We start from the raw sequence: 13,265 nt of genomic DNA, 5'->3' as shown, positions 1-13,265 counted from the left end.
TCAGAAGAGCACCGTGAACCCCGTGATCCGCTCGCCGATGGTTCCCGACGGATGCAGGTCCGGAAGTTCCGCGCCGGGGGTGAGGGTGGTGATCACCGTTTTGCCGATGACGTGTCGCCCTTCTCTGCCGTCCTTCAGGGTCCGCACGCCCCAGGTGGTGTGGAGGACCACCGGTTCACCTCTCCAGGAGCCGATGTAGAGCATGATGTGCCCCCGAAGTGCCACCAGCGTCCGGAAAGGGAGTCCCTCCGCGAGGAGGCGCGCCTTCTTTTCCGCCACGGGAAGCCCCTCCAGGGGAAACCGCGTGCCGCTCTTCGCCTGGGCCGCGGAGTTGCGGGGAAGCCATACGCCGAAGGGGGCCAGCAGATCCCTTGTCGTGGCGGAACAGTCCCTGTTCTGAAGCAGCCCTCCCCAACCGTAGGGTTCCCCCATGATCTCTCCGGCGAGGCGCGCCGCGTTCCATCCTGTGAAGGAAAGGGGCCAGGGCGCCGCCGCTCCTTCGGGAAGCACCCCCCGATGGATGGCGGCCATTCCGTTTTCGTTCCGCACAGGAATGTTCACGAAGCGGAAGGCACCGAGCAACGGATCTCCCGCGACGGGAAGCAGTGTCCCCAGGGGGGCGGTGAAACGGAACGTTCCGGGCTCGTCGTCGGGCTGAAACAGTGCCACGGGGACGGTGTTGCGGCACACCACGAGCCAGGGGCCGCGCTGCCAGCGTTCCATGAAGGCCGCGTCCACGAAGGCCAGATGCCGCGCGTCCACCCATCCAGCGGCGTAGGCGGTCTCGCAGAAGAACCAGGCGCCGTCGGCGGAGGCGTGGGAGACGAAGAGCGCCTCGCCGGGCTTCACCGCCGAATTCTGGAGGTAGTCGAAGGGATAGCCCTCGCCGGCCATGTCGGAATCGAGAAAAAAGGGCTTGTCCGTGGGGAAGAGGCGGAGCGATGTCTCCTGGAGCGCCACGGCGGGACGGTTAAGGCTTCCGAAGGCCTCCTCCCGGACATTCGTCCGCATGGCGGCCACCCAGTTTGGAGAGCGGAGGCGCAGGTTTTCGCCGAACCCCTCGCGATTTCCGTAGGCCTTGAAGGGCCAGAGGAGGTCTTCCACCGTGTGGGCCGGTGCGGTGCGTTTCCACGGCGCGAAGTGCTTTTCGAGGAACGCCTGCGCCTTCTCTTTCTGGACCTCCTCGTCCACGAAAGGTGTCGCGGGATCTCCGGAGAGATAGAGGAGCGGCTCCTGGGGAAGGCGGTGCAGATCGAGGATCTCCGGAAATTCCTTGGCCGATACTGCATCCGTTCCGAAGCACAGGAGGGTGAGGACACAGAGAACGAGGAGGCGCAGGGCGGTTGCCCGCGCCGTGCCGGAGCCGCCGGAGACGTCCGGAATGTGCGCGCCGGATATGTCGCCTCGTGAGTATTGAACCCGTGCACGCCGAACATGGCGGGCGCCGGAATCTCGAAAGGTACCGGAAAGAGCGGCGGATCGGGTCCTCGTCATGGCCGGGTCATCCTTTCGTCTCTTCTTCGGTGTTCTCGTCCGTCTCCGTTGCGCATGGCCTTCTCGCATCGTCTGCGGGTTTCGTCGTCTTTTTCGCCGCCGTTTCGCCGGCGCATGGAACTCTTCCGTCCGGTTCCTCCGGAGGAGGTTCGGAGGAAACGTTCTGTCTCAAAGTCGCGAGAAGATGTGCCACCTCGCCGGAGGTGTGCACGATCCGGTCCGGCAGGATAAAGAGCACCACGCCGATACAGCGCAGGGTTTTGCAGGAGCGCTGCAGCACCGCCACGATCCGTCTGCCTACCCGGTCGAGTGTCTCCGCCGCCCAGGGTTTTTCCAAAAGGGCGTTCACCGCCTCGTCGGCGGTGTTCGCCTCGAGGATCGCCGCCACCTCCTCCCGGGACGCCCCGGCGAGGACGGCGCAGGAGGCCAGCGTCTCCAGACGCCCGTCGCTGTAGCGGCTCGATGTGTGGAGCGATCCTCCCGCCACCTTGAGGAGTTTTCCCACCTGTCCCACCAGCAGCAGATGGTCGATGCGTCCGCCCTTCCCCTCCTCGCCCATGTGGGAGAGTTTCTCCAGGGAATAGCCCAGGAAGTTGCTCGTCTTCACCAGGGCCTCCGCGGGGACCCCAAGTTTGCGGGCCGTGGCCTCGCCGTAGTTTCCGGGGACAAGGCAGCAGGCGGTGCGCCCCGATGCGGCGAGCACGTCCAACTCGGTGAAGATGGTCGCCACAAGGGCCTCCTCGCTCATGGGCACCACGATGCCCCGGGTGCCGAGAATGGAGATGCCCCCCTCCACGCCGAGGCGCGGATTGTAAGTCCGGGCCGCCACGGCGCGCCCCTCGGGAACGGAGACGGTCACCACCGCGCCGCGCCCCGGTCCGAGTTCGGCGGCGAGATTCCGCACCAACATCGCCCGCGGTCCCGGATTGATGGCCGGTTCCCCTACCGGCACGGGAAGGCCCTTCTTCGTCACGACGCCCACGCCCTCGCCGCCGCGGATCTCGATGCGCTCTTCGTCGAGCAGCTGCACCGAGGCGACGATGGCGAGCCCGGAGGTGACGTCCGGGTCATCGCCGCCGTCCTTGATCACCCAGGCTTCGGCGCCTTCGCCGTTCCCCTTTTCCAGGGAGTGCACTCCCGCCACGGGAAGAGGAAGACGGCGTCCCTCCGGCAGCTCCACCGTCACGGTACGACAGGGCCTCCCGAGGAGCCAGCGCACGGCGGCAAGAGCCGCCGCCGTGGCCGCCGTGCCGGTGGTGAATCCGTAGCGGAGATTTTTCCCCTGTCTCTCCTCCATGTCCCTGCTCCGGACGTTTCGCTCTTCAGGACGCCGGAGCGTCCAGACGGAGCAGGGCGTTGAGCGCCGCCGCGCAGAGGTTGGAGCCGCCCCGGGGGCCACGGAGGGTCAGACAGGGCAGCCCCGAGGCCAGAAGGGCCTCCTTGCTGTCCGCGGCTCCCACGAATCCCACGGGCATGCCGATCACCGCGTCCACCGGTGCGCCCTCCCGGGCGTGTTCGAGCAGGCGGAAGAGCGCCGTGGGGGCGTTGCCGAAAGCAAAGAGGCGCACCCCTTGGGCCACGGCCATGTCCACCGCAGCCATGGCCCGGGTGATGCCCTTGGCGGCGGCCTTTTCGGCGACGCTCTCGTCGTGTACCGAGGCGAAGGGATCGAGTCCGCAGGCGGCGGTGATTTTCCTGGAGATGCCCGCAGCGAGCATGGAGACGTCGCAGAAGAGCCGTCCCCCCCGGTGCAGACGCGCCGCAAGGTCCGGCACGGTCGTTCCTCCCACGGTCACAAGGGAGGCGAGAGAAAAATCCGCCCCCGCGTGGACCACGCGGATCACCACCGGAAGCAGTGCTTCCGGAACGGCGTAGCTCGCCAGAACCGTTTGGATCATGGCGAAGCTGGCGTCCTCGATTGCCTGAGGTTTCTGTTCGTAGGAAAAAGTCATGGGCTGCCTCCTCGGAGAAAGGTATGTCCCGTGTTCACTCTCGGTTGCAGGGATGACGTTCATTATACCCGAAGGAATCTCTGAATAAGGCTACGAGGGCGCCTCGCAGAGCCTGATGCGACCCGAGTCAAGGGAAATCGAAAGGCCTTTATTCAGGGTTTCCCGAACACTTCTCCGAAGGATTCCGAAGGACAGGAGGAACTGTGCTAAAATGCTGCTTGGAAGAGGTAAAGACATGGGCAGATCCGTGGGAACTCCCGGGCGGGTCGGAAATGCGAGAGACGCGGAGAGGGGAGAGGCGTCGTGCCGGAGATGGAGGAGATGTCCGGAGTGAGGTGGACAGTGTTCCGCTTTATGCCAGCCATGACGTTTTGTGCGATCTGTGGTGCCGTGCTCGGCATCTTTCGGGCCGATGTCTGCGCGCTGCCGGGGCTTGCGGGAATGCTCGCGGGGGGCATCGCCGGATACGGCGCAGGGCGTCTGGGGCGGGGCGATCCGCTCCGGTTATGGGCTTTTGGACAGCGTCTGTGGCTTGCCTTCGCGGGAGCCCTGGTCTACGGGTGGGTGCAGCTTCTCGTGGCCGGAGCGGTGCACGCCACTCCGGCGGATTCTCCCTTCTACTGGATCTTTGAGATCGCGGACGGCCTTCTACGGGAGCCCTTCTTCTCCATGGGACAGACCGGGGGTGTCGTGCTTCGGGCCTACAGCGGAACACTCACGGGAGGCTGGTGGATCTTCTTCAACCTCCTCGACGCGGCGCTCTTCGCCTTTCTTTTCCTTGTCTCCACAGGTGTCGGTCTCTTCCCCGACGAAAAGAGCGGCGCGGAAAAGGAAGTCCTTTCCGGAGAAAATGACGATGGAGGGGATGGGGAGTGCGAAAACGACAGCGGCGGTGACGATGGACATGAAGGAAAGACCACATTGGAGGCGGGGCGTTCCCTCTTCGTTCGAGCGGAATCGTGCGGGCTTGTCCCGGAAGCCCCGTCCAGGCTCGCCCTGTTCGGCTTCGTGGCGGTGCTGCTTTTGCTCTTCGGGGGGAGCGCCCTCGCCCGGTATGTGCTGGACGAGCGCTTCGACCCGACCACGTACCATCCGGAGAGCCTGCGGGAACTGCAGCGCCTCGCCGAAGGGCGGTGGCGTTTCGATGCTCCCGACGGGGTGCTTCTCCGCACGGAGAAGGATCTGGACTTGTTCGTCCAGGTGTCGGGATACGGCTCCCTGACGGCAGCAACCAGGGGGGACAATCCTTTTCGCCTCACCCTGGACAAGCGGGGGAGAAGGTTCACAGGTCTGCTCTACCCACTCCGGCCCGGGACGGAGCACGCCTCATCCATGCCCCTCTCGGCCCGGCTCTTCATCGCTTCTGACGGCAGCGAACTCCACCTGGCGGTGACCGTCTTCACGACTTGGGGGCGTCTCGATCCTGTACTTCGGGCTGTCCGGATGGACTCCTCAATGAAAGCCCCCTAGAGGGGTGAAAAAACGATGCACCTGTGCCATTGCCCGCTCGGGGCGGCGGGGGCGATGCTGCGTAATCATAGGCCATGCGTCTGTTCACATGTGCGGCAAGGCAGAGACGACGCCGGATGCGGATTTGTCGATGAAGTAGGTCTCTCCGGAAAAGACGAGTTCTGAAGTGTGTGCGGCATGGCGAGGAGTTTCGTGTGCTTGAGCAGAGTTCCTGCATGGGCTCACATGCCGATGGTGGCGGATCCTCCCACGATGAAGGCGATGCCCGCCCACTGCACGGCCCGGGTGGGCTCCCGCAGGACGAAGAAGGAAAAGAGGGCCGTCAGAAACGGGCTCGTGGCGGTGATGGGTGTCACCAGCGACACCGGTGCTGTCCGCAGCGAGAGCGTGAAGAGCACGCCTCCCAGAGAAAGCCCTACAACCCCTGCCAGAACGACGCTGAGACGCCGCAGGGCAAGGGTTTTCCCCGCGGAAACCGCGTTGTCCACCCTGCTGGTTTCATCGCGCCGGGAGAAGAAGTTTTTCGCCTCCCGGCGTCCCTTCGCGGAGGCGAGCCAGATCCCCCAGGTGAGCGGGACGAGCGTCAGGGCCCGGAGGAAGTTGAAGGTCGCGGGGTCCATGCCGGCGGAAGAGATGAGCCACTTGGAGATGGGGATGCCGATGCCCCAGCAGAGAGCGGCCAGGATGGAGAGCAGAAACCCCTTTGTGGCGGCCTGTGGTCGTTCTCTGTCGTGTCCTTCCATGCGCAGAAAGACGAGGCCGAGGACAATGCACACTGTTCCCGCCAGGACATGGAGCGTGATGTGCTCGCCGAGCCACAGCCAGGAAACGGCGGTCACCACAAGGGGATAGGCACTGGAGATGGCCACGGCGCGGCTCACACCGATGCTCTTGATGGCGGCGAAATAGGCCACATCGCCGAGGATGTTGCCGAGAAGGACGTTGCAGAGCACGACGCTCAGGAGGAAGGGCGAGGTGGGGAAGGTTGCGGACGTGCCCAGAAGCGCCAGGAGGACCACGATGGATCCGCCGAGAAAGCCGAGGGAACGCACGGCGTTGATTTCCTGGTAGGAGAAGCTCTTCATGCCTTCCCGGAGGAGGAGCGGCGACGAGGCCCAGCAGATAGCCGTACCGGCGCAGAGGAGAAGACCCGTGAGTGTCATGGATGTTCGAACCTTCTTTCGAAAGATGGCGTTTCCCTGTGGAAAGTGCGACGTATCGGACGAAAGACGCATCGCGACGGAAGGCGCGCTTCCGGGTAGGATCTCCTCGTCGGTACAGTCCCGGCGCATTATACTCCCAACTTCGATTTAGTGCATCCAATGTCTCACCGCGAGGAAAAAAGCGCGAAACCTCCCTGGTGGAAGGTTTCGCGACGGAAAGGGCCGGGGAAGCCGAAAGGCACCCCGGATGTCCTTTGAGAAGCAGGTTCGGCAAAAAGGTGATGCGTTCCGGAACGTAGGTGAGCACCATCAGGTCCGCCACGAGGACGAGCACGAAGGGAATCGCCTCCCGGGCGATGTGCTCCACGGGAACACCGGAGATGTTGGCCGCCACGAAGAGATTCATGCCCACCGGAGGGGTCACCTGCCCGATGGCAAGGTTGGTGATCATGAGCACGCCGAAGAAGACCGGATCGATTCCCAGGGAGACGATCAGGGGGTAGAGGATGGGCGTAAGGAGCGTGATGGCCGCCACGTTATCCAGGAAGGTGCCGGCGATGAGCAGCGTGATGTTGATGAGCAGGAGCACCGTTTTGGGGTCCCTGGAGAAGGACGTGACCATGCTCACGAACTTCTGGGGAATCTGGTTCGTGGCCAGGAGCCAGGCGAAAATGGAGGCGGCGGCGATGAGGAACATGACCACCGCGCCGCTCAAAGCGGATTTATAGCAGGCCGAGGCGATGCGGCTCCAGGAAAGCTCCCGGTAGACTAAGCGCCCCACCAGCAGGCCGTAGAGAACCGCGATGCCCGCGGCTTCCGTGGGCGTGAAGATGCCGGAGTAGATTCCACCGAGGATGATCACCGGCGAAAGGAGGGCGAAAAGGCTGTCCCGGAACGCCTTCCCTTTGTCCGGTGGCGCGGCGGCGCTCTCCGGTTCCGTTGTGTCCACCGCCTTCTGGGCGGCGGTTTCCGTGCGGTATCCCCGTTTTTTCGAGATTCCGTACTCCACGGCCATGAGGGAGATGCCGAGAAAAATCCCCGGAACAATACCTCCCACGAAGCGCTTGAGGATCGACACGTCGGTGATGATGGCGTAGAGAATCATGGTGCCGCAGGGAGGAATGAGAAGGCCCGGCAGGCCAGAGCTGGCGATGAGCGCCGCGGAAAAGGAGGGGCGGTATCCCGCGTCCTTCATGTGGGGGATCATGATGGCCCCGATGGCGGCGGTGGTCGCGGCGGAGGAGCCTGAAATGGCGCCGAAGAACATCGCCGCCAGCGTGGAGACGATGGCCAATCCGCCCGCGACCTTGCCCACGAAGAGATTTGCGAACGTCACCAGCTTTTTCGAGACTCCTCCCTCGGTCATGATGTTCCCCGCGAGAATGAAGAAGATCAGGGCCAGGAGGGGAAAGGAATTGATCCCCCCCACCATGCGCTGAGGAACGATGAAGAGGGGAATGGGCGTCTTCAGGGCGAGGCTCAGAAGAGAGGCGCCCACCAGGGAGAGTGCGATGGGAACGGAGAGACAGAGCAGCGCGGCGAAGGAGGCGAAGAGGAGGCCGCTCATGAGGCGCCTCCCGGGGAGTGGTCGGGCCCGTCGGCTGCGGGACAGGGCGGCGCGGCGTGACCGTGTGCGCTTCCGCTGTCGCCCTCCGCGGAAACGCCCGCGAGAACGAGGAGGATGCGCACCGCGTAGTTGAGGCCCATGAGAGAACACCCGAGAAGAACGCTCAGGTAGAACCACCCCATGGGAACGGGAAAGGAACCGATGCTCTGGTGCATCGTCTTCGTCATCAGAATCCCCGACTGCCATGCCACGACACTCACGAGAAGCAGGCTCACGCCATGGGCGAGAAGGGTGAGCCCGCGTCCCCAGGCCCGGGGAATCGCCGTCCGGACCAGGTCGATCCGAATGTGGGCTCCCTCGGCCACCGCGAGGGAAGCCCCGAGGAAGACCATCCAGATGTTGAGATACTGCAGCAGCTCCTGGGACCAGGGGATGGGAAAGAAAAGGACGAAACGGGACACGATCTGGAGGAGCAGCACGAGGAACATGGTCGCCACGAGGGCCACCAAAAGGAGACGGGTCGTCCTGTTCAGCAGGGCCTGCAATTGGCGCAGCCACTGGAAAGGCGGCACGGATGTTCCGGGTGCGTGTGAGGGCTGGAGTGAGCCGGACATGAGGACCACAGCGGCTACAGGTTCTGGATCATCCGCACCAGTTCGGCCCACTTTTCGCCCCGCTCCTTTTCGTACTGGTCGTAGAGCGGACGCATGGCCTCCTGAAAGGCGGGAAGATCCACCTCGTTGATCTCCATGCCCTTCGCCTTCAGTTCCTCGATCTCGCCCGCCTCGGTCTCGGAGACGCTCTTCCGGTCGATCTCCGCCACTTTCTTCCCCGCGTCGAGCAGGGCCGCCCGGATTTCCGGGGCCAGGGAGTCGAACTTCGCCTTGTTCATCACCAGCGGCTCGTAGACATGCTGGTGGCGCGTGAGGGAGAGATACTTCTGCACTTCGTAGTATTTGCCGCTCAGTGCTCTTCCGGTGGGATTCTCCTGGCCGTCCACCGTGCCGAGCTGGAGCGCGGTGAAGAGTTCGCTCATGGTGATGGGCGTGGGATTCACGTTCAGGAGGGTGAAGGTGTTGACGGCCATCTTGGATTCGCCGATGCGGAGCTTCATGCCCGCCATGTCGGCGGGGGTGACGATGGGCTTGTGGTTGTTCGTGATGACCCGGAAGCCGTTCTCCCACCATCCCAGAAGCACCATGCCGTGCTCCTGGAGGATGTCCTCCAGCTTCTTCGCCGCATCGCTGCCGTCAAAGGCGGTCACGTGGGCGTAGTCCCGGAAGAGGTACGGAAGATACAGCGCCTCGAATTCGGGGATGATGTTGCCGATGATGGGGGCGGCGGTGAGGACCATGTCCTGCGTGCCGAGCCGGACCGACTCGGTCATGTCCGGAAGGGAGCCGAGCTGGTTGGCGGGGAAGATGTTGATCTTCACCTTGCCGCCCGTTCCCTCCTCCACGAGTTTCGCGAAGAGTTCCGACGAGGTGTGGTAATGGTGGGAGACCGATGCGGCGTGTCCCAGATTGAGTTCGATCTCCGCGGCGAAGGAGCCGGAGACGAGGACGAGGGAAAAGAGCGCAACCGCGAGAAGAAGCGAAACATGCCGTGCCTTCATTTGAACAACACCTCCGGGAGCGTCCGGCTGTTCTGCCGTGTCTGTCCGGTTTCCTCCGGCGAAGGGGTTGCCTTCGTCTTTTCGGAGGAACACCGCCGTCGTGAAAAGCGCATTTCAGAAATTTTCCACCTCCGATCGGCTGCTTGAGAAGATAGGGCCGCCCAGGGTCGGGGAGCCCTTTGCGGAAACACGCCTCCGCCGGGGCGTCAGAAGAAGCGTTTTTCCCGCTCCCGGATCTCCGGTGCGCCGATGAAGCGGAAGAACTCGTCGAAATCCATCATGTCCTCCCGGCAGCCCGCGGTGGTGCCGTGGGTCGCGAGTTCGGTCATGCAGCGCATCGCCGCCCCGGCGACGGCATAGGTGAGAGAGCAGGGATGGACCACCACGGCGTAGCCCAGGTTCTGGAGTTCCTGCGGCGTTTTCAGGGGAGTCTTTCCTCCCTCGATCATGTTCGCCAGGGTCGGCTTGAGGATCTCCCGATTCACGGTCCGCATCTGTTCCTCCGAAGTTACCGCCTCGACGAAAATCATGTCCGCTCCCGCCTCGGCGTAGGCTTTTCCTCTCCGGATGGCGTCGTCGAAACCGTGCACCGCCAGTGCGTTCGTGCGGGCCGTGATGACGAGATCCGGGTCCTGTCGCGCCGCGATGGCCGCCTTGATTTCCGCCACCATCTCCTCCAGGGGAATGACCGCTTTGCCGGCCATGTGGCCGCAACGTTTCGGAAAAACCTGATCCTCGATGAAGAGCCCTGCCACGCCGGCTGCCTCGTATTTACGCACGGCGCGCATCACGTTGTGCACGTCTCCGTACCCCGTGTCCGCGTCGGCGAAAACAGGGATGTCCACGGCGTTCACAAGATTCCGGTACTGATGTACCATCTCCGTCATGGTGAGGAGCCCGATGTCGGGCTTTCCGAGGAGGGAGGCGGAGAAACTGTAGCCCCCCGCGGTAAGGGCCTTGAAGCCGCATTTTTCGATCACCCGGGCGGTGAGACTGTCATGGGCGCCTGGAAGCACCAGGATTTCCGGTCCCTCCACCAGAGTGCGGAACAGGGTTGTCTTTCGCACGCGCAAGTCGCCTTCTTTCCGGGGCACAGGATTTTCGATACGTTATAAGAGCATGCCATCGTGTTTTCCCGTTAGATTCTTCCTGCGGGGCGGTTTTTACGGGGGAGCGTTTCCGGTTTTTGGGAAGGCTCCAAAAAAATAAATGAAAGGAGAAAACCATGCATTTCCGCAAACTGGTGGGAAACAAGTGCTACCTGTCGCCTCTTTCTGTGGAGGACGCGGAACAGTGTACGGCCTGGCTCAACGATCTCGAGGTGGTGCGGAACCTTTCCAGGGTTTCCGCGGTCATCGGCCTCGATGCGGAACGGGAGGCTCTGGAGAAGATCGGCAGGGAGCACAACTACGCTATCGTCGATCTCGCCACGGAGGCCATGATCGGCGTCTGCGGCTTCTTTGACACGGACCGTCTGAACGGCACGGCGGAATTGGGTATTTTCATCGGGGACAAGGCGTACTGGTCCAGAGGGTACGGCCGCGAGGCGATGACCCTTTTGCTCCGGTACGGATTCGACTACCTCAACTTCGAAAACGTGCTGCTCCGGGTGTATTCTTTCAACGCCCGGGCCATCGAATCCTACAAAAGAGTGGGCTTCCGCGAGATGGGCCGCCGCCGGCGGGCCCTGAAACGGGAGCGGCAGTTTTTCGACGTGATCTACATGGACATCACTCCGGAGGATCTCTCCGGCGACGCATAGAGGCGGAAACCTAAACGTTCCTGCCGAAAAGAGCGCCGCAGGAGTTTCTTTCCGTACAGACGAAGGGCGGGCAACGATCATGCAGGAATTTCTGGGATGGATGCTGGCATTGGGCGCTACGGTGATCTGGGCCTTTACGCCCGTGCTCTATCGGCGGAGCGGGGAGCATTTTTCCGTGTTGGGCATCAATGCGGTGCGCTGCATCGGCTATCTGGCCACGGCGGGACTGTATCTCGCCATGACGGAGGGGGCGCGGGCGCTTCTGTCCCCTCCCTCGGGAGAGCAGCTTTTTGCCATCATCGCCGGGGGGGTGGTGTGGCTCGTCGTGGGAGACGCCTTCTTCTTCGCGGCCCTGAACCGCCTCGGAGTGGCGGTGACCTCTGCGGTGACCTCCGCCTATCCGCTGCTCGCCGTCCCGGTGTCGTGCCTCTTTCTCGGCGAATCCTTCCATCTCTCCCTTCTCTTCGCGGCGGCGCTCATCGGCGGCGGGCTCTACCTTGTGGCGCCCCGGGAGGACGGAACGGAGGCGCTGCGCAATCGGACGGGAATGTTCTTCGCCTTCGCGGCCATGGTCTGCTGGCTTGCGGGTCTCGTCTCCTGCAAAGTGTCGGCAAACGTTCTTCCCGTGGCAGAGATCGAATGGTGGCGGGCCCTGGGAGTGACCGGCGTTTCCTGGCTCGTGTTCCTCCTTCGGGAGAGGCGTTTCGGCGCAGGTTCCGCCGCGCCCTCCGGATTGCGGGGAGCGCCCGCCTCCGCCGTGCTCTGGACTGTGGCCGCCGGAGCACTGAGCCTCACCGTAGGCAACCTGCTCTTCACGGGAAGCCTCACGGCCATCTCTGCCGTGGTCGCCACGAACATCGTTTCCATACGACCTTTCCTCTCCGCTCTCTTCGGAGCGCTGCTGCTCCGTGAGCGCCTGACTCCACGCCTTCTCGGCGGTATCGGCCTCGTCGTTTCCGGCGTCGCTGCCATGTCCTTTTGACGCAAAAGGATGGAAGGCACGCCCCGTGGCGTGCGGCGGCAGTATCCCCGCATTGTCAACGGACGAGAGGAAGACCCCCAAAGAGCGTGAAAAGGACGGATTTTGGAGTGGACGTATCCCTGGTCCGTCATCTGTCACAGAATCAAAGCCTGGGCTTGACAAGAGGCTCACACTTGCTCTATTTTATTTAAAATTCTTCTAATAAAGCAAGCGATCTGTCACGCTTTTGGCATTTCTTCGCTACTCATTTGCTTGAAAATGGTTTAAAATTCGAACGGTTTAGGAACTCCCTGGCCACAGGGACGTGAAGACCACCGTGGTTTACCTTATACATGGAGAGGAGCCTAAAACGTGACGAAGCAACTCACATGGCGTAAAGCAATTGAAAAGGTCCTCAGCGGAGCCTCCGGAGCAATGCACTACAAGGAGCTTACCGACAAAATTATTGGGGCGGAGTTGCGAACCGAACTAGGTGCGACGCCTGCGGCGACTGTCAGTGCACATTTAACTACCGCCATCAAAAAAGAGGGCGGCGCATGCCCTTGGCAAAAAATCGGGCGCGGGCTTTACGTGTGGAAGGCGAAGGCTGGCATTTCACCTGATGCGCCAACGATCGTTTCAACGGAGGATGAGGCGGAGGAAGAACAATATGCGGTCGTAAGCTCGTTCGGGATGTTCTGGAGTCGCGAAGCTATCGAGTGGAGCGCCAGCCCGCAAATCCTGGGAATGCAGCAGATCGGGGCGGAAGCGGTCGATTTTTCGAAGCAGATTGGCATTTACCTCCTCTATGACGGTAGAGAGGTGATTTACGTTGGTAGAGCCACAGAGCGACCGCTTGGGAGGCGACTTTACGAGCACACCCTCGATCGACTTTCCTCGCGATGGGATCGCTTCTCATGGTTTGGACTATTACCAGTTTCTGATGAGGGGAAGCTCGGTGCACTGCCGGATTCGTTCGCTGGCACAAGCGTCATACCGGCACTCGAAGCCCTGCTCATCGAAGCGTTGGAACCGAGACAAAACCGCAAGAGAGGTGACGATCTCGCTGCAGTTGAATTCATTCAGAAGCCCGATCCGGAGATTAAGAAAAAGCTCGTCAAGCAAACGGTGGATGCAGCACTTAATAAACTATAAAGCCGAGCAAGGCGGTGTACCCAACGTTCACCGCGTCATATCCGGTGCTTGTCGCTCTCCTGAAAAGGAGTGCGTTTGTTGCCGGTGTTCGGTCTGTGGTGCGGGGTGGGGTCGGTCGTCAATAGC

Annotated in this window: 11 protein-coding genes and 1 pseudogene; 4 read left to right on the top strand and 8 right to left on the bottom strand. The window is 62.4% G+C overall.

Annotated elements, in window-relative coordinates; translation table 11 throughout:
- From K349_RS0101940 to K349_RS0101930, 3 genes are read right to left on the bottom strand one after another with little or no spacing between them, the layout of a single operon-like run.
- Positions 1-1,494, bottom strand: coding sequence for an SH3 domain-containing protein (locus K349_RS0101940; RefSeq protein WP_026368213.1), 1,494 nt, complete (start codon positions 1,492-1,494; stop codon positions 1-3).
- Between the two features lie 7 nt (positions 1,495-1,501).
- Positions 1,502-2,791 carry a cobalt-precorrin-5B (C(1))-methyltransferase CbiD gene (gene cbiD, locus K349_RS16070; RefSeq protein ID WP_026368212.1) on the bottom strand — a complete coding sequence of 430 codons (1,290 nt, stop codon included), beginning with the start codon at positions 2,789-2,791 and terminating at the stop codon, positions 1,502-1,504.
- A 25-nt stretch (positions 2,792-2,816) separates the two neighbouring features.
- Positions 2,817-3,446, bottom strand: coding sequence for a precorrin-8X methylmutase (locus tag K349_RS0101930; RefSeq protein ID WP_026368211.1), 630 nt, complete (start codon positions 3,444-3,446; stop codon positions 2,817-2,819).
- A gap of 330 nt (positions 3,447-3,776) precedes the next feature.
- Between K349_RS0101930 and K349_RS0101925 the strand changes: the two genes are divergently transcribed.
- Entirely contained in the window at positions 3,777-4,916 is a 1,140-nt protein-coding gene (locus K349_RS0101925; protein WP_157367245.1) for a hypothetical protein, read from the top strand.
- 221 nt (positions 4,917-5,137) lie between these two features.
- Here the strand turns inward: K349_RS0101925 and K349_RS20205 are convergent, their stop codons facing one another.
- The 5 genes and pseudogenes from K349_RS20205 to K349_RS0101900 all read right to left on the bottom strand — a co-directional run bounded on the left by K349_RS20205 (position 5,138) and on the right by K349_RS0101900 (position 10,328).
- Positions 5,138-6,079: a DMT family transporter gene (locus K349_RS20205; protein WP_034264481.1), complete on the bottom strand. Its 942-nt coding sequence runs from the start codon at positions 6,077-6,079 to the stop codon at positions 5,138-5,140.
- A gap of 280 nt (positions 6,080-6,359) precedes the next feature.
- A pseudogene (locus K349_RS18420) lies at positions 6,360-7,646 on the bottom strand (TRAP transporter large permease); the annotation flags it as partial.
- Complete coding sequence (locus tag K349_RS17645) at positions 7,643-8,218, bottom strand: TRAP transporter small permease (RefSeq protein ID WP_169731287.1); 576 nt, start codon at positions 8,216-8,218, stop codon at positions 7,643-7,645. The pseudogene K349_RS18420 and the gene K349_RS17645, both read right to left, overlap by 4 nt.
- A gap of 56 nt (positions 8,219-8,274) precedes the next feature.
- Positions 8,275-9,261 (bottom strand): TRAP transporter substrate-binding protein, encoded by a 987-nt coding sequence (locus K349_RS0101905; RefSeq protein WP_157367243.1) that lies wholly within the window; start codon positions 9,259-9,261, stop codon positions 8,275-8,277.
- Between the two features lie 206 nt (positions 9,262-9,467).
- Positions 9,468-10,328, bottom strand: a complete 861-nt coding sequence (locus tag K349_RS0101900; RefSeq protein ID WP_026368205.1) for an isocitrate lyase/PEP mutase family protein — start codon at positions 10,326-10,328, stop codon at positions 9,468-9,470.
- Positions 10,329-10,486: 158 nt separating this feature from the next.
- Here K349_RS0101900 and K349_RS0101895 point away from each other — a divergent pair, with 158 nt between their 5' ends.
- The 3 genes from K349_RS0101895 (at position 10,487) to K349_RS0101885 (ending at position 13,139) form a co-directional block, all read left to right on the top strand.
- On the top strand, positions 10,487-11,023 hold the full coding sequence (locus K349_RS0101895; RefSeq protein WP_026368204.1) for a GNAT family N-acetyltransferase: 537 nt from the start codon (positions 10,487-10,489) through the stop codon (positions 11,021-11,023).
- Between the two features lie 79 nt (positions 11,024-11,102).
- Positions 11,103-12,005 (top strand): DMT family transporter, encoded by a 903-nt coding sequence (locus K349_RS0101890; RefSeq protein WP_026368203.1) that lies wholly within the window; start codon positions 11,103-11,105, stop codon positions 12,003-12,005.
- Positions 12,006-12,356: 351 nt separating this feature from the next.
- A complete protein-coding gene (locus K349_RS0101885) occupies positions 12,357-13,139 on the top strand; it encodes an HTH domain-containing protein (protein WP_084460126.1) in 783 nt (260 codons plus the stop codon).
- Positions 13,140-13,265 lie beyond the last annotated feature (126 nt).

This window comes from Aminiphilus circumscriptus DSM 16581 (assembly GCF_000526375.1).
GTDB lineage: Bacteria > Synergistota > Synergistia > Synergistales > Aminiphilaceae > Aminiphilus > Aminiphilus circumscriptus.
Note: the sequence above shows the minus strand (reverse complement) of the source record. Positions and strands in the feature narration are given on the sequence as shown.

Coding starts and splice junctions, on each gene's coding strand:
- K349_RS0101940 (WP_026368213.1), bottom strand. CDS start 1,494: ATGACGAGGACCCGATCCGCCGCTCTTTCCGGTACCTTTCGAGATTCC.
- cbiD (WP_026368212.1), bottom strand. CDS start 2,791: ATGGAGGAGAGACAGGGGAAAAATCTCCGCTACGGATTCACCACCGGC.
- K349_RS0101930 (WP_026368211.1), bottom strand. CDS start 3,446: ATGACTTTTTCCTACGAACAGAAACCTCAGGCAATCGAGGACGCCAGC.
- K349_RS20205 (WP_034264481.1), bottom strand. CDS start 6,079: ATGACACTCACGGGTCTTCTCCTCTGCGCCGGTACGGCTATCTGCTGG.
- K349_RS0101905 (WP_157367243.1), bottom strand. CDS start 9,261: ATGAAGGCACGGCATGTTTCGCTTCTTCTCGCGGTTGCGCTCTTTTCC.
- K349_RS0101895 (WP_026368204.1), top strand. CDS start 10,487: ATGCATTTCCGCAAACTGGTGGGAAACAAGTGCTACCTGTCGCCTCTT.
- K349_RS0101890 (WP_026368203.1), top strand. CDS start 11,103: ATGCAGGAATTTCTGGGATGGATGCTGGCATTGGGCGCTACGGTGATC.